At 73.2% G+C, this 18,243-nt stretch carries 18 protein-coding genes; 6 read left to right on the top strand and 12 right to left on the bottom strand.

Going from position 1 to position 18,243, the window contains the following annotated elements; genetic code table 11:
* The first annotated feature begins 47 nt into the window (after positions 1-47).
* Positions 48-479: a MarR family winged helix-turn-helix transcriptional regulator gene (locus tag H291_RS0118305; protein WP_020016464.1), complete on the top strand. Its 432-nt coding sequence runs from the start codon at positions 48-50 to the stop codon at positions 477-479.
* A gap of 13 nt (positions 480-492) precedes the next feature.
* On the opposite strand, the gene H291_RS30720 is transcribed toward H291_RS0118305, so the two are convergent.
* Positions 493-957, bottom strand: a complete 465-nt coding sequence (locus H291_RS30720) for a hypothetical protein (protein WP_020016463.1) — start codon at positions 955-957, stop codon at positions 493-495.
* A 124-nt stretch (positions 958-1,081) separates the two neighbouring features.
* Here H291_RS30720 and dapA point away from each other — a divergent pair, with 124 nt between their 5' ends.
* The gene (dapA, locus tag H291_RS0118295) at positions 1,082-2,035 is read left to right on the top strand and encodes a 4-hydroxy-tetrahydrodipicolinate synthase (RefSeq protein ID WP_020016462.1); all 954 of its coding nucleotides are present in this window, start codon (positions 1,082-1,084) and stop codon (positions 2,033-2,035) included.
* A gap of 17 nt (positions 2,036-2,052) precedes the next feature.
* Here the strand turns inward: dapA and H291_RS30715 are convergent, their stop codons facing one another.
* From H291_RS30715 to H291_RS0118240, 11 genes are all read right to left on the bottom strand, one after another.
* On the bottom strand, positions 2,053-2,553 hold the full coding sequence (locus H291_RS30715) for an Lrp/AsnC family transcriptional regulator (RefSeq protein WP_198012524.1): 501 nt from the start codon (positions 2,551-2,553) through the stop codon (positions 2,053-2,055).
* Positions 2,554-2,665: 112 nt separating this feature from the next.
* A complete protein-coding gene (locus H291_RS0118285) occupies positions 2,666-3,385 on the bottom strand; it encodes a response regulator (RefSeq protein ID WP_020016460.1) in 720 nt (239 codons plus the stop codon).
* Complete coding sequence (locus tag H291_RS0118280) at positions 3,382-5,919, bottom strand: DUF4118 domain-containing protein (RefSeq protein ID WP_020016459.1); 2,538 nt, start codon at positions 5,917-5,919, stop codon at positions 3,382-3,384. Before H291_RS0118280 ends, H291_RS0118285 begins: the two co-directional genes overlap by 4 nt.
* Before the next feature lie 4 nt (positions 5,920-5,923).
* Positions 5,924-6,550 carry a potassium-transporting ATPase subunit KdpC gene (gene kdpC / locus H291_RS0118275; RefSeq protein ID WP_020016458.1) on the bottom strand — a complete coding sequence of 209 codons (627 nt, stop codon included), beginning with the start codon at positions 6,548-6,550 and terminating at the stop codon, positions 5,924-5,926.
* 33 nt (positions 6,551-6,583) lie between these two features.
* Positions 6,584-8,818 carry a potassium-transporting ATPase subunit KdpB gene (gene kdpB, locus H291_RS0118270; RefSeq protein WP_020016457.1) on the bottom strand — a complete coding sequence of 745 codons (2,235 nt, stop codon included), beginning with the start codon at positions 8,816-8,818 and terminating at the stop codon, positions 6,584-6,586.
* Positions 8,815-10,482, bottom strand: coding sequence for a potassium-transporting ATPase subunit KdpA (kdpA, locus tag H291_RS0118265; protein WP_026365882.1), 1,668 nt, complete (start codon positions 10,480-10,482; stop codon positions 8,815-8,817). Before kdpA ends, kdpB begins: the two co-directional genes overlap by 4 nt.
* Before the next feature lie 8 nt (positions 10,483-10,490).
* Positions 10,491-10,583 carry a K(+)-transporting ATPase subunit F gene (gene kdpF, locus H291_RS33430; RefSeq protein WP_020016455.1) on the bottom strand — a complete coding sequence of 31 codons (93 nt, stop codon included), beginning with the start codon at positions 10,581-10,583 and terminating at the stop codon, positions 10,491-10,493.
* On the bottom strand, positions 10,580-10,711 hold the full coding sequence (locus tag H291_RS34805) for a hypothetical protein (RefSeq protein ID WP_020016454.1): 132 nt from the start codon (positions 10,709-10,711) through the stop codon (positions 10,580-10,582). Before H291_RS34805 ends, kdpF begins: the two co-directional genes overlap by 4 nt.
* A gap of 864 nt (positions 10,712-11,575) precedes the next feature.
* Positions 11,576-12,025: a TFIIB-type zinc ribbon-containing protein gene (locus tag H291_RS0118250; RefSeq protein WP_020016453.1), complete on the bottom strand. Its 450-nt coding sequence runs from the start codon at positions 12,023-12,025 to the stop codon at positions 11,576-11,578.
* A gap of 70 nt (positions 12,026-12,095) precedes the next feature.
* Positions 12,096-13,343, bottom strand: a complete 1,248-nt coding sequence (locus H291_RS0118245) for a hypothetical protein (protein ID WP_020016452.1) — start codon at positions 13,341-13,343, stop codon at positions 12,096-12,098.
* Positions 13,344-13,345: 2 nt separating this feature from the next.
* A complete protein-coding gene (locus H291_RS0118240) occupies positions 13,346-14,479 on the bottom strand; it encodes an SPFH domain-containing protein (RefSeq protein ID WP_020016451.1) in 1,134 nt (377 codons plus the stop codon).
* A 226-nt stretch (positions 14,480-14,705) separates the two neighbouring features.
* Here H291_RS0118240 and H291_RS0118235 point away from each other — a divergent pair, with 226 nt between their 5' ends.
* From H291_RS0118235 to H291_RS0118220, 4 genes are all read left to right on the top strand, one after another.
* Entirely contained in the window at positions 14,706-15,089 is a 384-nt protein-coding gene (locus H291_RS0118235; protein ID WP_020016450.1) for a universal stress protein, read from the top strand.
* 28 nt (positions 15,090-15,117) lie between these two features.
* Positions 15,118-16,239: a GTP 3',8-cyclase MoaA gene (gene moaA, locus H291_RS0118230; protein ID WP_026365881.1), complete on the top strand. Its 1,122-nt coding sequence runs from the start codon at positions 15,118-15,120 to the stop codon at positions 16,237-16,239.
* 134 nt (positions 16,240-16,373) lie between these two features.
* The gene (locus H291_RS0118225) at positions 16,374-17,363 is read left to right on the top strand and encodes a carbohydrate ABC transporter permease (RefSeq protein WP_020016448.1); all 990 of its coding nucleotides are present in this window, start codon (positions 16,374-16,376) and stop codon (positions 17,361-17,363) included.
* A complete protein-coding gene (locus H291_RS0118220) occupies positions 17,360-18,214 on the top strand; it encodes a carbohydrate ABC transporter permease (protein WP_020016447.1) in 855 nt (284 codons plus the stop codon). Before H291_RS0118225 ends, H291_RS0118220 begins: the two co-directional genes overlap by 4 nt.
* Positions 18,215-18,243: the final 29 nt, after the last annotated feature.

Here is an 18,243-nt window from a genome sequence, read left to right as displayed (position 1 = left end):
AGACGATACACCCGCGCAGATCATAGGTTGGTGGTTAGGATCTCCGGGTGGAGCGTCCCGAGCTTGGCTATCTCTTCGACCGGCTGCTGCGGGTGGTGATCGCCCGCGAGGAGCCGATCCTCGCGGCCGCCGGTCTGCAGATGTGGGATCACGTGCTGCTCACCGCGCTCGCCCGGGGGGACGCCCCGACCCAGGCGCAGCTCGCGGCCGCGACCGGGCGCGACAAGACCCGGCTGATCGGCAACCTGGACCGGCTCGTCGAGCTCGGGCTGGTCAGCCGCGTGCCCGACCCGGCCGACCGCCGCAACCGCGTCGTCTCGCTCACCGCCGAGGGGCGGCGGGTCCTGGAGCGGTGCCAGGCCGGCATCCGCGCGATGGAGACGGAGCTGCTGGGCGCCCTCCCGGCCGACGACCGCGCGGACTTCCAGCGGGCGCTGGTCGCGCTGGCCGCCTCCCTGGACCAGCGCGCCCGCCGGTGAGCGCGCCCGGCGTCTAGCGCACCATCCCCCGAGCACACCCGCGCCGCGGGTCGCCCGCGCACGGCACGCCGAGCAGGTCCGGGGCGCCGACGTCGGCGGGCAGCGGCACCTCCGCGAGCGGCACCTTGTCCGGGTCGCAGACGAGCGTGGGCACCAGCCGCGCGACCGAGGCCCGGCCCAGCAGCCGCAGCTCTGGCCACGTCGCGCCCGCCGTGGCGAGGTCGGCGTCGAGGACCAGCACCCGCCGTCCGTCGTGCGTGGTCGTGGTGTCCAGGACGGCGGTGACCACCACGAACGGCTCCGGGCCGGCCGCAGTGTGCACGCACGGCGTGCTGCACAGCAGCGCGAGACCGTGCAGGGAGACGCCGTCCACCACGACGTCGGTGACGGTCGCCCGGGTGTCCGCCGGCCAGGCGCTCGCGGCGAGCGGGTCGGGGATGCTCGCGCGGAGCGTGGGCAGGAGCGCGGTGAGAGTCATGACCCCGTCGTACGGCGCGCGCGATCGTCGGGACGAGGACCTTGACGCATCCCGTACGGGCACGGGCCAACTCCTGACGGTGCCCGTACGGACGCTCCCCCACCCGCCGGAATAGCGTGATCGAGTGCCTGATCCACGCTCCACGCGGCTCTTCGCCGCCACTGTCACGCCTTTCACCACCGACGGTCACCTCGACCTCGACTCCTTCGCCCGGCACGTCGACCGGCTCGTGCGAGAGGGGGTGGACGGGATCGTGGTCGCCGGGACGACGGGCGAGTCGGGCGGGCTGGCCCCGGAGGAGCGCACGGCCCTCCTGTGGGCGGCGGTCGACACCGCCGACGGCCGCGCCGCCGTCGTCGCCGGGGTGGGCGAGCACGACACCACCACGGGCATCACCCTCGCTGTCGCCGCGGCCCGGGCCGGGGCCGACGGCGTCCTCGTCGCCGCCCCCGCGGCCAGCCGGCCCTCGCAGGCCGGGCTCCTCGCCCACGTGCGGGCGCTCGCCGACGCCACCGACGTCCCCGTGATGCTCTACGACAACCCCCGCCGGTTCGGGGTCGGCTTCGAGCTGCCGACCCTGCTCCGCGCGGCCGAGCACCCCAACGTCTGGGCCGTCAAGGACGCCACGGAGAACCCGCACCGGGCGGCGGAGCTCATGGGGCTGAGCGACCTGGCGTACTACGCCGGCTCGGACGCCGCGGCCATGGTCCTGACCGCCGGCGGACAGGGCGTGGTCGGCGTCGGGGTCAACGTGGAGCCCGCCCTCTGGCGGGCCTACGTGGACGCGCTGCTCGACGGTGAGTTGGACGCCGCGGACGACTTCGCCCGGCGCCTCGCCCCGCTCGACCACGCCCTGCACCACCACGTGCCGCCCGCCGTGGCGACCAAGGTGGTGCTGCGCGGCCTCGGCCTGCTGCCCACCGCCCGGGTGCGGCTGCCGCTGGTCGGCCCGGTCCCCGAGGAGGCCGCGGCGATCCGCCGCGACCTGGAGGTGTACGAGGGGCTCCCGGACTTCCGCACCGGCCTCGCCCGGCTGGACCACCCCGACGCGCGCGGGGGCGCGCTACGCCTGCTCTGAGGCCCAGGCCGCCCCGGTCAGGCCACCCCCGACCAGGACGGCACCCGGTGCAGCAGGAGCTGCGCCGACGTCCGCAGCACGCCGGGCTGCGCGCGCAGGTGGCGCAGCTCCGCCTCGACGTCGGGCAGGCTCCGGCACGCGAGGTGGACGGCGTAGTCGTACTCCCCGGTGACCTGCCAGGCCGACACCACGGCCGCGCTGCCCGCGAGCGCCCCTTCGAGCGCCGTGAGGTCGGCGTCCGCGCGGACCTGCACCTGGGCCAGGGCCTCCACCGGCCGGCCGAGGACCGCGCGGTCGACCCGGGCGTGGAAGCCCGCGATCACGCCCCGCTCGACCAGCTTGCGCACCCGCACGGACGTCGCGGAGGTGCTCAGGCCGGTCGCCGCGGCCAGCTCCTGGAGCGTGGCCCTCCCGTCGTGCAGCAGCACGTCCAGGAGCACGCGGTCGGTGTCGTCCGGCGTCGCGTCCGGCACCGGCCCGGCACCGGAGGAACGGCGGGAAGCAGAGGTCAGGGCCATACCCGCGACGCTACGAACGGCGCGCGGCGGAACCGCCCGCGTGAACGTTATCCGTACGCCGGACCGGCGCATCCTGACGGGACCTTGACGCCCTCGCTCCCCGAGGGCGCCGTCACTCCTCGAACCGGTACCCCGCGCCCGGGTGCGTCAGGATGTGCTTCGGGTGCGACGGGTCCTGCTCCAGCTTGCGCCGCAGCTGCGCGGTGTAGACGCGCAGGTAGTTGGTCTCCGTCGAGTAGGCGGGGCCCCACACCTCGTGCAGCAGCAGCTTGCGGTCCACGAGCCGGCCGCGGTTGCGCACCAGCACCTCCAGCAGCGCCCACTCGGTGGGGCTCAGCCGCACCTCCTCCCCGGCGCGCGAGACCTGCCGCCGCGCCAGGTCGATGCGCAGCTCGCCCGCGGTGACCACGGGCTCCTCGGCCTGCGCCGGCTCCGCGCGCCGGACGGCGGCGCGCAGCCGTGCGAGCAGCTCGTTCATGGCGAACGGCTTGGTCACGTAGTCGTCGGCGCCCGCGTCGAGGGCGTCCACCTTGTCGTCGCCGAGCTGCCGGGCGGACAGCACCACGATCGGCACCCGGGTCCAGCCCCGGATCCCCGCGATGACGTCGAGCCCCGGCATGTCGGGCAGCCCCAGGTCGAGCAGCACCACGTCCGGCCGCGTGGACGCCACGGCGTCCAGCGCCGCCGCGCCCGTGGGCGCCGCCGTCACGTCCCAGCCGTGCGCGCGCAGGTTGATCGCCAGCGCGCGGGTCAGCGCGGCGTCGTCGTCCACCACGAGCACGCGGTTGCCGGACGCCGACCGCTCGCCCCCGCCGTCCACCTCACCGGTCACGGGACCATCCCATCACGCGGGACGGTCAGGACCATGGTCAGGCCGCCGCCCGGTGTGTCCTCGGCGGAGATCCGGGCGCCGACGGCGTCCGCGAGACCTGACGCGACCGCCAGGCCCAGGCCCAGGCCGTTCGCGCTCGTGTCGTCGAGCCGCTGGAACGGCTCGAACATGGTGGCCTTGCGGTCCTCCGGCACGCCGGGGCCCGTGTCGGCGACGCGCAGCTCGACGGCGTCGCGCGCGGCCGACGCGGTGAACAGGACCTTGGCGCCGGGCGGCGAGTGCCGCACCGCGTTGGAGACCACGTTGGCCACCACCCGCTCGAACAGGCCGGGGTCGGTGTGCACGAGCGGCAGGTCCTCCGGCACGTCGAGCGTGAGGTCGGCCAGCCACGGCTCGACGGCGATCGGCACCACCTCCTCCAGCGACGCGGCGCGCAGCGCGGGCCGCACGGCGCCGGTCTGGATGCGGGACAGGTCCAGCAGGTTGCCGATGAGGCGCTCCAGCCGGTGCGTCGAGTCGGCGATCGTGGCCGTCAGGACGTCGCGGTCCTCCCGGTCCAGCTCGACGTCCGGCGAGGCCAGGCCGTCGACGGCCGTGCGGATCGCCGCGAGCGGCGTGCGCAGGTCGTGCGAGACGGCGGCGAGCAGCGCGGTGCGGGTGCTCTCGGTGCGCTCCAGCACCTCGGCCTGCGCGGCCTGCTCGCGCAGCCTGCGCCGCTCCATGACGATCCCGGCCTGCGCCCCGAACGCCTCGACCACCTGCCGGTCGCTCGCCGGCAGCACACGGCCGGCCAGGACCAGCCGGTGCCGGTCGTCGATCGCCACCTCGGTCACGGTCGCCTCCTCCTCGGCGGGACCACGGGGAGCCACCCCGGGGTCGGCCTCGGTGACCCACCGCTCGTGCGCCACGACCGACCAGGGCGCGCGGTCGTCGGCGCGCTCCTCCAGGCGCACGTCCGCCATCGCGAAGGTCTGGGCCAGGCGGTGCACGATCGCCTGGGCCGTGTCCTGGCCCGACAGCACCGACCGGGACAACGCCGCCAGCGTGGACGCCTCGGCCCGCGCCCGGTAGGCCTGCGTGGTGCGGCGGGCCGCCAGGTCCACCACGGAGGCCACGGCCACCGCGATCACCACGAACACCGCCAGCGCGAGCACGTTCTCCGCCTCCGCGATCGTCAGCTGGCCCGTGGGCGCCGCGAAGAACCAGTTGAGGCACAGGTTGGACACCACGGCGGCCACGACGGCGGGCCACAGGCCGCCGATCATCGCCACGCCGACGACGCCTGCCAGGAGCAGCATGGCGTCCGTCGCGAGCGCCACGTCGTCCGTGCCGAAGGCCAGCAGCCCGGCCGTGAGCACGGCCGGGATGAGCAGGGCCGACGCCCAGCCGGCGGCCCGGCGCCGCGGGGACAGCGACGAGTAGCGCGAGCGCACGCCCACCCCGACCCGCGCCCGCTCGTGCGTCACCAGGTGCACGTCGATCGCGCCCGAGAGCCGCGCGATCTCGGCGCTGGAGGAGCCCAGCAGCGCCTGCCGCCACACGGGGTGCCGGGACACGCCCACCACGATCATGGTCGCGTTGACGCCGCGCGCGAAGTCCACGACGGCGGACGGCACGTCCTCCCCCACCACCGTGTGGAACACGCCGCCGAGCGACTCCACCAGCGCGCGGTGCGCGGCGATCGTCGCCGACGGCGTCGACGGCAGGCCGTCGGTCGGCAGCACGTGCACGGCCAGCAGCTCGGTGCCCGCCGCCCGCTGCGCGATCCGCGCGGCCCGGCGCAGCAGCGTCTCCGTCTCCGGGCCGCCGGTGACGGCCACGACGATGCGCTCGCGGGCGGGCCAGGTGCCGCCGATCGAGTGGTCGGCGCGGTACCTCGTGAGGGCGTCGTCGACCCGGTCGGCGAGCCAGAGCAGGGCGAGCTCGCGCAGCGCCGTCAGGTTGCCGACGCGGAAGAACGACGACATCGAGGCGTCGATCTGCTCGGCCCGGTACACGTTGCCGTGCGCGAGCCGGCGCCGGAGCTGCTCCGGCGAGAGGTCGACGAGCTGGATCTGGTCGGCCTCGCGGACCACCTGGTCCGGCACCGTCTCGCGCTGCCGCACCCCGGTGATGGCCTCGACGTCGTCCGTCAGGGACGCGATGTGCTGCACGTTGACCGTGGTGACCACGTCGATCCCGGCGTCCAGCAGGTCGTGCACGTCCTGCCAGCGCTTGGCGTGCTCCGACCCGGGCGCGTTGGTGTGCGCCAGCTCGTCCACGAGCACCACCTCGGGCGCGCGCTCGAGCACCGCGGCGACGTCCAGCTCGGTGAGCGTGGACCCGCGGTGCTCGGCCAGCCGGCGCGGGATCATCTCCAGGTCGCCGATCTTGGCGACCGTCGCGGCGCGGCCGTGCGTCTCGACCAGCCCGATCACGAGGTCGGTGCCGCGCGCCCGGCGGCGGTGCGCCTCGTCCAGCATGGCGTAGGTCTTGCCCACGCCAGGGGCCGCCCCCAGGTAGACGGTGAGGCGGCCCCGGCGTCCGGTGGTCATGGGTTCAGTGTGCGTCATCGAGCGCGAGGTTGAGCTCCAGCACGTTGACCCGCGGCTCGCCCAGCACGCCCAGGTCGCGCCCGGCCGTGTGCTCCGCGACCAAGGCCTTGACCTCGGCCACCGGCAGGCCGCGCTCGCGCGCCACCCGGGCGACCTGGATCGCGGCGTACTCGGGGCTGATCTGCGGGTCCAGGCCCGAGCCGGACGCGGTCACGGCGTCCGCCGGGACGTCGGCCGGGTCCACGCCCTCCAGCTCGGCGACGGCGGCCTTGCGCTCCTCGATCGTCGCCACGAGGTCGGGGTTGAGCGGGCCCAGGTTGGAGCCCGCCGACGCCAGCGTGTCGTACCCGTCGCCCGCCACCGACGGCCGCGGGTGGAAGTACTGCGCGCCCTCGAAGCCCTGCGCGACCAGCGCCGAGCCCACCGCCTCCGACCGGTCGGTCGTGTGCGAGCCGTCGGCCCGCACGAGCGAGCCGTTGGCCTGCCAGGGGAAGGCCACCTGCCCGACGGCGGTCGCCGCGAGCGGGTACGCCAGGCCCAGCAGGAGCGTGAAGACGAGCAGCATGCGCAGCCCCGCCAGCGAGTGCCGGGTCAGCGTCGCGAGATCGCTCGCCACCGTGGTGCTTGCCATTGTGATTTCCTTTCCGGATCCGATGCGCGCGGGCTACAGGCCCGGGATCAGCGAGACGACGAGGTCGATGAGCTTGATGCCGATGAACGGCGCGACCAGGCCGCCCAGGCCGTAGACGAGCAGGTTGCGCGTCAGCAGGGACGACGCCGACGCCGGCCGGTACTTCACGCCGCGCAGCGACAGCGGGATCAGCGCCAGGATGATCAGCGCGTTGAAGATGACGGCCGACAGGATCGCCGAGCCCGGGCTCGCCAGGCGCATGATGTTCAGCACCTCGAGCTGCGGGAACACCGTCATGAACATGGCGGGCAGGATCGCGAAGTACTTCGCGACGTCGTTCGCCACGGAGAACGTGGTCAGCGCGCCGCGCGTGATGAGCAGCTGCTTGCCGATCTCCACGATCTCGATCAGCTTGGTGGGGTCCGAGTCGAGGTCCACCATGTTGCCCGCCTCCTTGGCGGCGGACGTGCCGGTGTTCATCGCCACGCCGACGTCGGACTGGGCCAGCGCCGGGGCGTCGTTCGTGCCGTCGCCGGCCATCGCGACGAGCTTGCCGCCCTCCTGCTCGCGCTTGATGAGCGCGAGCTTGTCCTCCGGGGTGGCCTCCGCCAGGACGTCGTCCACCCCCGCCTCCGCGGCGATGGCCCGCGCGGTCACGGCGTTGTCGCCCGTGACCATCACCGACCGGATGCCCATGGCGCGCAGCTCGTCGAACCGCTCGCGCATGCCCTCCTTGACCACGTCCTTGAGCCGGACGACGCCGAGCACGCGCGCCGGCGCCTCGCCCACCTGCTCGGCGACCACCAGCGGGGTACCGCCCGCCTTCGAGACCGCGTCCACGTGCTTCTCGAGGTCCTTGAGCTCCTTGTCGGAGATCTGCGCGCCCGTGCTGTGCACCCAGCGCTGGATCGCGCTCCCGGCACCCTTGCGGATGCGGACGACGCCGGTCGAGCGCCCATCGCTGGTCGAGCTCGTCGAGATCCCGGCCTCGTCAGGCTCGACGGTTTCGACAAGCTCAACCCGCGTACCCGGCAGGTCCACGCCCGACATCCGGGTCTGGGCCGTGAACGGCACCAGCTCCGCGTCCAGCGGCAGCTCCTCGCCCACCCCGTACTTCTCGTCCACCAGCTCGACGATGCTCCGCCCCTCCGGCGTCTCGTCGGCCAGCGACGCGAACCGCGCCGCGATCGCGAGCTCCTGCGGCGTCACCCGGCTCACCGGCAGCACCTGCGTGGCGCGCCGGTTGCCGTACGTGATGGTGCCCGTCTTGTCGAGCAGCAGCACGTCCACGTCGCCCGCCGCCTCCACGGCGCGGCCCGACATCGCCAGCACGTTGCGCTGCACCAGCCGGTCCATGCCCGCGATACCGATCGCGCTCAGCAGGGCGCCGATCGTCGTCGGGATGAGGCAGACCAGCAGCGCGACGAGGACCAGCAGCGACTGCCGCGAGCCCGAGTAGACGGCGAACGGCTGGAGCGTGGCGACCGCCAGCAGGAACACGATGGTCAGCGACGTCAGCAGGATGTTCAGCGCGATCTCGTTCGGCGTCTTCTGCCGTTCGCTGCCCTCGACGAGGGCGATCATCCGGTCCACGAACGTGGCGCCGGCGGGCGCCGTGATGCGCACGACGACCTGGTCCGAGAGCACCACGGTGCCGCCGGTGACGGCGCTGCGGTCGCCGCCGGACTCGCGGATGACGGGGGCGGACTCGCCGGTGATGGCCGACTCGTCGATGGACGCGACGCCCTCGATGACGTCGCCGTCGCCCGGGACGGTCTCGCCCGCGGCGACCACGACGACGTCGCCCACCTGCAGCGTCGACGACGGCACCTCGACGGTGGGCAGCAGGTCCAGCCGTGTGCCCGAGGTCAGGGTGTCCTGCGGGGCGTCGACCTTGCGCGCCGTCGTCTGCTTCTGCGTGGCGCGCAGGGTCGAGGCCTGCGCCTTGCCGCGCGACTCCGCCACGGACTCGGCGAGCGTCGCGAAGAGCACGGTGGCCCACAGCCACACGGCGATCCACCAGGCGAACACGCCCGGCTCGACGATCGCGAGCACCGTGGTGACCAGGGCGCCCACCTCGACCACGAACATGACGGGCGAGGTGTACAGCACGCGCGGGTCGAGCTTGCGCAGGGCGCCCGGGAAGGCGGACCGCAGCTGCGTCCAGGTCAGGGCGCGCGGTGCCTGCCGCTTCGCCGTGCGCCGGGCGTCGTCGGGCACGGGCTCTTGCGTGGGGACGTCCGGGATGCTCCGGGTGTCGATGGTCATGACAGGGACTCCACAACGGGACCGAGGGAAAGAACGGGAATGAAGGTGAGACCCACGACGATGATCGCCACCGTCGCCAGCAGGCCCGCGAACAGCGGGCGGTGCGTGGGCAGGGTGCCCGACGTCGCGGGCACGGCCGTCTGGCTCGCGAGGCGGCCGGCGAGGGCCAGCACCAGCGCGATCGGCACGAACCGGCCGGCCAGCATCGCGATGCCCTGCGTCACCTCGTAGAACGGGGTGCCGCTGGTGAGCCCACCGAACGCGGAGCCGTTGTTGTTCGCGGCGGAGGCGTAGGCGTACAGCACCTCGGACAGGCCGTGCGGGCCCGCCTCCTGGATGCCCACGAGGCCCGGCTCGACGACCACGGCGATCGCCGTGCCCACCAGGACCAGCGCGGGGACCGTCAGCACGTACAGCGCGACGAGCGTCATCTCGGGGCGGCCGATCTTCTTGCCCAGGTACTCGGGCGTGCGGCCCACCATGAGCCCCGCGATGAACACCGCGACCACGGCCAGCACGAGCATGCCGTACAGGCCCGCGCCGACGCCGCCCGGGGCGATCTCGCCCAGCAGCATGTTGAACAGCACCAGGCCGCCGCCGGGGGCGGTGAGCGAGTCGTGCGACGCGTTCACCGCGCCGGTCGACGTCGCCGTCGTCGCCACCGCGAACAGCGCGCTGCCCGCGGGGCCGAACCTCGTCTCCTTGCCCTCCATGGCGGCGCCCGCCGCCTGGGGCGCGGCCCCTGGGCCCGCCATCTCGGCCCAGGTGGTCAGCGCGAGCGAGGCCGCGAACAGGCCGGCCATGACGCCGAGGATCGCCCAGCCCTGCCGCTTGTCGCCCACGAGGATGCCGAACGTGCGGGGCAGCGTGAACGGGATGAGCAGGATCAGGAAGATCTCGACCAGGTTGGTGAACGGCGTCGGGTTCTCCAGCGGGTGGCCGGAGTTCGCGTTGAAGAAGCCGCCACCGTTGGTGCCGAGCTCCTTGATGGCCTCCTGCGAGGCGACCGGGCCGCCCAGCGACTGCTGGGTGGCGCCCTCGACCGTGGTGATCGCGGTATGCGGGTCCAGGTTCTGGATCACGCCACCCACCATCAGCAGGATCGCCGCCACCAGGGACAGGGGCAGCAGGATGCGGGTCACGCCGCGGGTCAGGTCGGACCAGAAGTTGCCGATGCGGGCGTCCGTCCCGGAGCGGGCGAACCCGCGGACCAGGGCGATCGCGACCGCCATGCCGACGGAGGCCGAGACGAAGTTCTGCACGGCCAGGCCGGCCATCTGCACCAGGTGTCCCGCGGCGGCCTCACCCGAGTACCACTGCCAGTTGGTGTTGGTGGTGAAGCTGACCGCGGTGTTCCAGGCACCCGCCGGGTCGAACCCGGTGAAGCCCAGGCTCCACGGCAGGTGGTCCTGCAGGCGCAGCATGCCGTACAAGAACAGCACGGAGACCAGCGCGAACCCGAGCAGGGACATCAGGTAGGTGGTCCAACGCTGCTCGGCGTCCGGGTCCACGCGGACGACGCGGTACCAGAGGCGCTCGGCGCGCAGGTGCTTCGGGCTGGAGTAGACGCGCGCCATGTAGGCGCCCAGAGGGGCGTGGACGGCGGCGAGGACGGCGACCAGGACGGCAATCTGGGCCACCGCGACGAGGACTGCGGAGCTCATGGCGGCGATCACCGCGTCCGGTCGGCGCGGATCAGCGCCACGAAGAGGTAGACGAGGCCCGCGAGGGTGAGCACCAGGCCCACGGCGTCGAAGGGGTTCACTTCCGCCTCCCCGAGGGGCGGGCGGAGTCGTGGCTCGCGGAATCGTGGCTCGCGGCGGCGCGGCGCGCCACCAGAGCCACCGCAGCGAAGAACGCCACGGTCAGGAGGATGAAGGCCAGATCGGTCATGCCACTGGTCTACGCCGGTCCGCGACCGGTGGAACCAGTCCTTGACGGAACGCTGACGCCGGCTGGGCGCTCGCTGACGCCCTCCTGACGCCGGCCGCCGACGGCGGGGTGGGACGCCGTCGAGCGTAGGGTCCGTCGGCGCAACAGGCTGGCGCCGTCGAACGTAGGCTCCGTCGGCGCAACCAGCAGCCGGCGTCGAACGTAGAGTCCGTCGGTGGACGAGCGCTCATGCGCCGACGAACCCTACGTTCGGCCGCCCGGAACGTTCGACCGCCCGGGCAGCGCGTGCCAGGTGTCAGGCCGCGAGCCCGGGCGCTGACGGCGGGGGCAGGCGCCGTCGAGCGTAGGGTCCGTCGCCGCACACCAGCAGGCGCCGTCGAACGTAGGGTCCGTCGGCGGACGAGCGCCCATGAGCCGACGCACCCTACGTTCGGCCGCCCGGAACGTTCGACCGCCCGGACAGCGCGTGCCAGGTGTCAGGCCGCGAGCCCGGGCGCTGACGGCGGGGGGCGGACGCCGTCGAGCGTAGGGTCCGTCGCCGCACACCAGCAGGCGCCGTCGAACGTAGGCTCCGACGCCGCACACCAGCAGGCGCCGTCGAGCGTAGGGTCCGTCGGCGGATGAGCGCTCATGGGCCGACGCACCCTACGTTCGACCGCTGGGGCAGAGGGTGCCGGGTCGGGAGCCAGGGCAGCGGGTGCCAGGCGCCGGGGCAGCGTCAGGTCAGGTGGGGCGCGAGCGCTGGGCCGAGCGCATCGACGCCGGCCCGGCCGCAAATGAGATCTGTCGGTTGCTGTGAGGTCGGTCCGGCGATGGACCGGTCTCGGAGCAACCGACCGATGTCGTCAGCGCGGTGCGGCTAGGTCAGAAGTCGAAGAGCTCGCCCAGGATCGACTCCTTGCGCTTCTTCTTGTAGCGCGGGTCGTAGCGGCGGTCGTCGTCGTAGCGCCGGTCGCGGTCGTAGCGGCGGTCGTCGTCGTACCGGCGGTCACGGTCGTAGCGCCGGTCGTCGTCACGACGCCGGTCGTCGTCCCGACGGCGGTCGTCGTAGCGCGGGTCGTAGGCCGGCTGCGGCGAGCCGTAGGCCGGGCCGGCGTGCACCGGGTTCGGCGCGGAGGGGGCGACGGGAGCGGGCGGGGCGACGGGGGCCGACGGCCGGTTCTCCGCGGCGATCTCGGCCTCGACCGACCGGTCGATGACCTTGTCGAGCTCGCCACGATCGAGCCACACGCCACGGCACGTGGGGCAGTAGTCGATCTCGATCCCCTTGCGCTCGGACATGACGAGCGTCGTCTGGTCGATGGGGCACAGCATCGGTTGATCTCCTCGCGGTCGTCTTCTACCGGTCACCCAACGGACGGGGCGGGGTTGCGGTTCCTGCGGGCTACGCCGGAGCTCCCACGCTCTCACGGACCACCGGGTCGCCCCACCGCACGGCGGCCTCCGCGAACGACCCGGCCTCCGCCGCCGTCCCCACGTCCGCGAGCGCGGCGGCGTGCGCGACGGACGCGAGCGCGCCCGTCGTGCCGCCGTCGCCGTTCGCGACGACCGCCCAGACGATCGCGGCCGCCACGAGCAGGCCCGCGAGCACGGCGAGCGTGATCTTCCACGCCGACCACGGCCGCTGGCCCACCACCTCGGCGGTGCGGGCGTTGACCAGCACCTGGAACGGCTTGCCGCCGTACAGGTAGGTGGCGATCCACACGGGCAGCAGCAGGAGCTTGTAGGTCACGGCAGCGTAGCTGGTGTGCACCTGGTGCACGCGCTGCACGTCGCCGCCGATGTCCCGCTCGCAGTCGTTCTCGATGACCGGCGCCATCTCGCCCTTGGCGACCTCCAGCCCGGTCTCGGGCTCGACGTCGTACCGCAGGGTCTCGTAGCCGGCCAGGTAGTCGGGCTGGTAGGCCCGGGCCTGCTGCAGCGGCCACGGGCTGAGCTTCGCCAGGTGCTCCGGCATGACGCGCCCGGTCCCGGCCACCAGCACGTCGTCGAAGTCCCGCGCGACGGTGCCCGCGGCCGGGTACCAGCGCGTCTTCTGCACCTGCCGGGTCTGGGTCTGGCTGCGGCCCTCGGAGTCGGTGGTCGTGTAGGTCTCGGTGACCCAGTAGTGCTCGCCACGCTGCCCGACGTAGTCGGACCGGGTCCGCGCGTCGAAGGTCCAGTGCGGCAGGTAGACGCCGTGCGCCTGCTCGGCGGAGACCACCTTCTTCAGTGCGGACGGTGCGAACCAGCGCGAGCGCACCCAGGTGCGCAGGGCGCCCTGCATGGCCTCGCGGTCCACCTCGAAAGGCAGCACGGCTTCGGGCTCGACCAGCCCGAGGCCCTCGACCTCGGCGACCATGGGCGACCCGCAGAACCCGCACTTCTGGGACAGGTGGTCGCTGGTGGTCACGGCGCCGCAGGTGTCGCACCGGTAGTCCTGGGTGGCGGGCGCGACGGCGCGCGAACGGGACGCGAGCGCCGCGAAGTCGTGCTCGCGCACCTCGCGGACGACGGCGGTGACCTGCTGCGCGTGCCCGCAGTACGGGCAGGTCAGCGTGCCGGTGCCCGCGGAGAACTCGACGTTGGCCCCGCACTGCTCGCACGGGTAGGCGTGGTGGGCGGCGGGACCGCCGTCGGTGAGCTCGACCATCCTCAGGCCTGCGGCAGCGGGGGCGGCGTAGCGCCGAGGTGCTTGGCCACGTCGGGCACGGACGACGCCGGCTCCCAGCCGGCCATGCCCGCGCGCCAGATCAGCGTGCTCGGGGTGAGGGTGCCCGCCGCGGCCTGGGCGGCCAGCGCGGCGTCGTCGAACGGGCCGGTCTGGGCGCCGCCGTTGCCGAGGAACCAGCCGCCCGGCAGGGGCGGCGGGCCGGCCGGTGCGGCCGCGGGCGCGGGGGCAGGGGCGGACGGCGCGGCGGGCTGGGTGGGCGGCACGATCGCGTTGCCCACCGCCTGGCCCAGCCCCATGCCGATGACGGCGCCCGCGCCGCCTCCGCCGTCGGCCGCGGCCTCCATGGCGGCGCCCGCCTGGAACTGCTGGAAGGCGGCCATGCTGCCCACGGTGCCGGACGAGACGATGCCCATCGAGGTGCGCTTGTCGAGCGCCTCCTCGACCTCGGGCGGCAGCGAGATGTTCTCGATCACGAACTTCGGCACGGCGATGCCGAGGTCGGTCGACAGCTCCTCGGTGAGCCGGGCGGCGAGCTGGTCGCCGAGGTCACCGTGGTGCGCGGCGACCTCGATGACGGGGATGCCGGACGACGAGAGCACGCTCGCGAAGTGGCTCACCACGTTCTGGCGCAGGTACTCGTGCACCTCGTCGGTGCGGAACTGCGGGTCGGTGCCGACCAGCTCGCGCAGCAGGAGCTGCGGGTCGGAGACCTTGGCGGAGAACGCGCCGAAGGCCCGGATGCGGACCATGCCGAGCTCCGGGTCCCGCATCATGACGGGGTTCTTGGTGCCCCACTTCATGTCGGTGAACTGGCGGGTGCTGACGAAGTACACCTCGGCCTTGAACGGCGAGTGGAAGCCGTGCTTCCAGCCCTTCAGGGTGGACAGCACCGGGAGGTTCTGGGTCTCCAGGGTGTAGGTGCCGGGCTCGAACACGTCGGCGATGGTGCCCTCGTTGACGAAGACCGCGGTCTGGGACTCGCGGACGACGAGCCGCGCCCCCATCTTGATCTCGTTCTCGTAGCGGGGGAACCGCCACACGATGGTGTCGCGCGTGTCGTCGAGCCACTCGACGATGTCGACGAGCTCGCCCTTGATCTTGTCCAGCAGGCCCATGACGTCTTCCTCTTCTCTCCACCCGGGCAGGTGCCCGGGAGCCCCAAGCACTCGGACCCTACAAGTCCGGTACGTCCCGGCAAACGAAAAGGGATCGTGTTCGGTGCCCAGGACGTCCCATGGCCGTCCCACGTGCTGCCCGGCGCCTGCCGACAGACCGGACATGTGAGAGAGTTTCACCGCAGGGTGACAACCCGGCGAACCTGTCCGGAGGTGCAAGGGACCGATGACCGTCCTCGTGGCGTACAACGAGTCACCCCAGGGTGAGGCCGCTATGCGTGCGGCCGTCGCCGAGGCGGTACGGCGCAGCCAGGAGCTGGCCGTGCTCGTGCTGACGCCGCAGGTGGACAGCAAGGTCCCCGCGTCGCTCGCGCACCTGCTCGACACCGTGCCCGGCACGGTCTCCGTGGCGCCGGTCGCGTTCCGCGCCGAGCAGGCCGACGTCGCCGACGCGATCGTCGACCAGGCCGAGGCCGTGTCCGCGGAGCTCGTGGTGATCGGCTCGCGCAAGCACTCGACGGTGGGCACGTTCCTGGTGGGGTCGACGACGCAGCAGGTGCTGCTGGACTCCCCCGCCCCGGTGCTGGTCGTCAAGGCCAGCTACGCCTGACGCGCCCGAGCCGGACTACGCTCGGGAGATGAGCGCTGTGACTCTCGGGATCCCGTCGGTGCGAGGCGTGCCCCGGCGCGCGGCCACCCCGGCGGGGCGGCCGCGCCCCGAGACGCCCCTGCTGGTCGACCGGTACGGGCGCGTCGCGCACGACCTGCGCGTGTCGATCACCACGGCGTGCTCCCTGCGCTGCACCTACTGCATGCCGGCCGAGGGCCTGCCCCTCGTGCCGAAGGACGAGCTGATGACGCCGGACGAGATCGGCCGGCTCGTGCGCATCGGCGTGCGTGACCTGGGCATCCGCGACATCCGGTTCACCGGCGGCGAGCCGCTGATGCGGCGCGACCTGGAGCAGATCATCGGCGCCGCCCGGACCGCCGCCGACGACGCCATGCGCCACCTGGGCGCGGGCGACCAGCGTGTGCGGATCGCCATGACGTCCAACGCCCTCGGCCTGGACAAGCGCGTGGACGCGCTGGTCGCGGCCGGGCTGGACCGCGTGAACGTCTCCCTGGACACCGTGGACCGGCAGGCGTTCGCGACCCTGACCCGCCGGGACCGGCTCGACGACGTGCTCACCGGGATCCGCGCGGCGCTGGCCGCCGGCCTGGCGCCGGTCAAGATCAACGCGGTGCTGCTGCCCGAGACCCTGGCGGGCGCCGCCGAACTGCTCGCCTGGTCGGTGGAGCACGGCTGCAACCTGCGGTTCATCGAGGAGATGCCGCTCGACGCCGACGGCCGCTGGACGCGCGAGGACGTGGTCAGCGCCGCCGACCTGCTGGAGGTGCTGCAGGAGCGGTTCACGCTCACTCCCGCCGGCCGCGAGGACCCGTCCGCGCCGGCCGAGGAGTGGCAGGTGGACGAGGGCCCGGCCACCGTCGGCATCATCGCCTCGGTGACCCGCTCCTTCTGCGGGGCGTGCGACCGCACCCGGCTGACCGCCGAGGGCACCGTCCGCTCGTGCCTGTTCGGCAACGAGGAGACCGACCTCAAGTCCCTGCTGCGTGCCGGTGCTACCGACGACGAGGTGGGCGACGCGTGGCGCGCCGCCATGTGGGCCAAGCCCCGCGCCCACGGCAGCGACGCCGTCGAGCTGGCCGCCGACGCGTTTGCCGAGACGCAGCGCAGCATGGGCGCCATCGGCGGCTGACATGACTTCCACGTGACGTCCCGTCGTCCCAGGTGACCCCCGGGAGACGCCTGCGTGTACGTTGCCGGAAGCCTCGGCCACCCGGGCGCCAAAAAGCCGCATAACGCCCAGACGGGTTCCTAGGATCCCGGCACGTGACCACCATCGCGACGACCCGGGCACCGGAGGATCCCGGCGCCCCGCCCGCCGGGTCGGCCGCCCCCGAGCGCACCGAACCCCAGCGCCTGCGCCGCAGCCGCCTCGCGGCCGGCCGCCGCCGCACCGCCCTGCTCTGGGCGCTCCTGCTGGCCGGCCCCAACATCGCCCTCCTGCTGGTCTTCGTGTACCGGCCGCTGGTCGAGAGCCTCTACCTCTCCACCCTGCAGTGGAACCTCGGCTCCCCCACCGCACGCTTCGTCGGGCTCGGCAACTACGTCGAGTGGTTCACCGCACCGACCACCGGGCGCATCGTCCTCACCACGCTCGTCTTCACCGTCGCGACCGTGGGCGGCGCCATGGTGCTGGGCCTCGGCCTCGCCCTGCTGCTGAACCGCAAGTTGCGGGGCCGCGGCATCGCCCGCACCGTCGCGTTCGCGCCGTACGTGCTGGGCGGGTTCGCCGTCGGCATCCTCTGGCTGTTCATGTTCGACCCGCGCTACGGCCTGATCCAGGAGCTGCTCGGCTGGGTGGGCATCGCCTCACCCCAGTGGTACACCGGCCGCCCCTGGCCGCTGGTCATGGTGATCGTCGTCTACCTGTGGAAGAACCTCGGGTACGTCGCCCTCATCTACCTGGCGGGCCTCCAGGCCGTGCCGCAGGACCTCAAGGACGCCGCCGCGCTCGACGGCGCCTCCGCCGCCCGCACGCTGCGCTCCGTGGTGCTGCCCCTGCTCACGCCCACCACGTTCTTCCTGCTCGTGACCATGCTGCTCAGCTCCCTGCAGTCGTTCGACACCATCAAGGCGATGACGCAGGGCGGACCGCTCGGGTCCACCACCACGCTCATGTACTCGATCTACGTGGAGAGCTTCGTCAACGGCCGGGCGGGCTACGCGTCCGCCGTCGCCACGATCCTGTTCCTCGTGCTGCTGGCCGTCACCGCCGTGCAGCTGCGGTTCGTCCAGCAGAAGGTGCACTACGCATGACCGCCACCACGCTCCCGCAGACCGCCCGCCGACGGCGCCCGCCCCAGGTGGGCGGCTACGTCACCATGATCTTCGCGACCCTCGTGCTGGGCGCCCCGCTGCTGTGGATGGCGCTCGCGAGCCTCAAGGCCCCGGACGAGCTGTACCAGGTGCCGCTGCAGTGGCTCCCGGCGCAGCCGAACCTGGACAACTACGCGCAGGCCGCGGGCGCCATCCCGCTCGGCCGGCTGCTGGTCAACAGCATCGGCCTGACCGTCGTCGGCGCGGGGCTCAAGGTCGCGCTCGGCCTGTGCTGCGCGTACGCGCTGGTGTTCCTGGACTTCCCGTTCCGCAAGGTCGTGTTCGGTCTGGTGATCGCCACGCTGATGATCCCGCCGCAGATCACGATCATCCCCAACTACACGCTCGTGGCGAGCCTGGGCTGGCTGAACACCTACCAGGGCATCCTCGTGCCCGGGCTGGCCAGCGCGTTCGGCACCTTCCTGTTCCGCCAGCACTTCCTCACGCTGCCGCGGTCCGTCCTGGAGGCCGCCGAGCTCGACGGCGCGGGCCACTGGCGCAAGCTGTGGCGGTTCGTCGTGCCGATGAGCACGCCCACGCTGGCCGCCGTCGCGCTGGTGTCCGTCGTGACCGAGTGGAACGACTACCTGTGGCCGTTCCTCGTGGTCGACGACCCGAGCAGGATGACGCTCCCCGTGGGCCTCACCCTGCTCCAGAACACCGACGGCATGACGAACTGGGGCGTGCTGCTCGCCGCCACCGTCGTCGTGACCCTCCCCGTCCTGCTGGTCTTCCTCGTCCTGCAGCGCCGGCTCGTCGCCGGCCTCACCGCGGGCGCCGTCACCGGCTGACCAGCGCCCGCAGGACTCAGAGCTTCCCC

Source organism: Promicromonospora sukumoe 327MFSha3.1 (assembly GCF_000385135.1).
GTDB lineage: Bacteria > Actinomycetota > Actinomycetes > Actinomycetales > Cellulomonadaceae > Promicromonospora > Promicromonospora sukumoe_B.
This window is presented reverse-complemented; position numbering and strand designations above follow the sequence as displayed.

Excerpts from the sequence above, each read along its gene's own strand:
- H291_RS30720 (WP_020016463.1), bottom strand. The coding sequence starts at position 957 with ATGACTCTCACCGCGCTCCTGCCCACGCTCCGCGCGAGCATCCCCGAC.
- H291_RS30715 (WP_198012524.1), bottom strand. The coding sequence starts at position 2,553 with ATGGCCCTGACCTCTGCTTCCCGCCGTTCCTCCGGTGCCGGGCCGGTG.
- H291_RS0118280 (WP_020016459.1), bottom strand. The coding sequence starts at position 5,919 with ATGACCACCGGACGCCGGGGCCGCCTCACCGTCTACCTGGGGGCGGCC.
- kdpC (WP_020016458.1), bottom strand. The coding sequence starts at position 6,550 with ATGGCAAGCACCACGGTGGCGAGCGATCTCGCGACGCTGACCCGGCAC.
- kdpB (WP_020016457.1), bottom strand. The coding sequence starts at position 8,818 with ATGACCATCGACACCCGGAGCATCCCGGACGTCCCCACGCAAGAGCCC.
- kdpA (WP_026365882.1), bottom strand. The coding sequence starts at position 10,482 with ATGAGCTCCGCAGTCCTCGTCGCGGTGGCCCAGATTGCCGTCCTGGTC.
- H291_RS34805 (WP_020016454.1), bottom strand. The coding sequence starts at position 10,711 with ATGACCGATCTGGCCTTCATCCTCCTGACCGTGGCGTTCTTCGCTGCG.
- H291_RS0118250 (WP_020016453.1), bottom strand. The coding sequence starts at position 12,025 with ATGCTGTGCCCCATCGACCAGACGACGCTCGTCATGTCCGAGCGCAAG.
- H291_RS0118245 (WP_020016452.1), bottom strand. The coding sequence starts at position 13,343 with ATGGTCGAGCTCACCGACGGCGGTCCCGCCGCCCACCACGCCTACCCG.
- H291_RS0118240 (WP_020016451.1), bottom strand. The coding sequence starts at position 14,479 with ATGGGCCTGCTGGACAAGATCAAGGGCGAGCTCGTCGACATCGTCGAG.
- H291_RS0118235 (WP_020016450.1), top strand. The coding sequence starts at position 14,706 with ATGACCGTCCTCGTGGCGTACAACGAGTCACCCCAGGGTGAGGCCGCT.
- moaA (WP_026365881.1), top strand. The coding sequence starts at position 15,118 with ATGAGCGCTGTGACTCTCGGGATCCCGTCGGTGCGAGGCGTGCCCCGG.
- H291_RS0118220 (WP_020016447.1), top strand. The coding sequence starts at position 17,360 with ATGACCGCCACCACGCTCCCGCAGACCGCCCGCCGACGGCGCCCGCCC.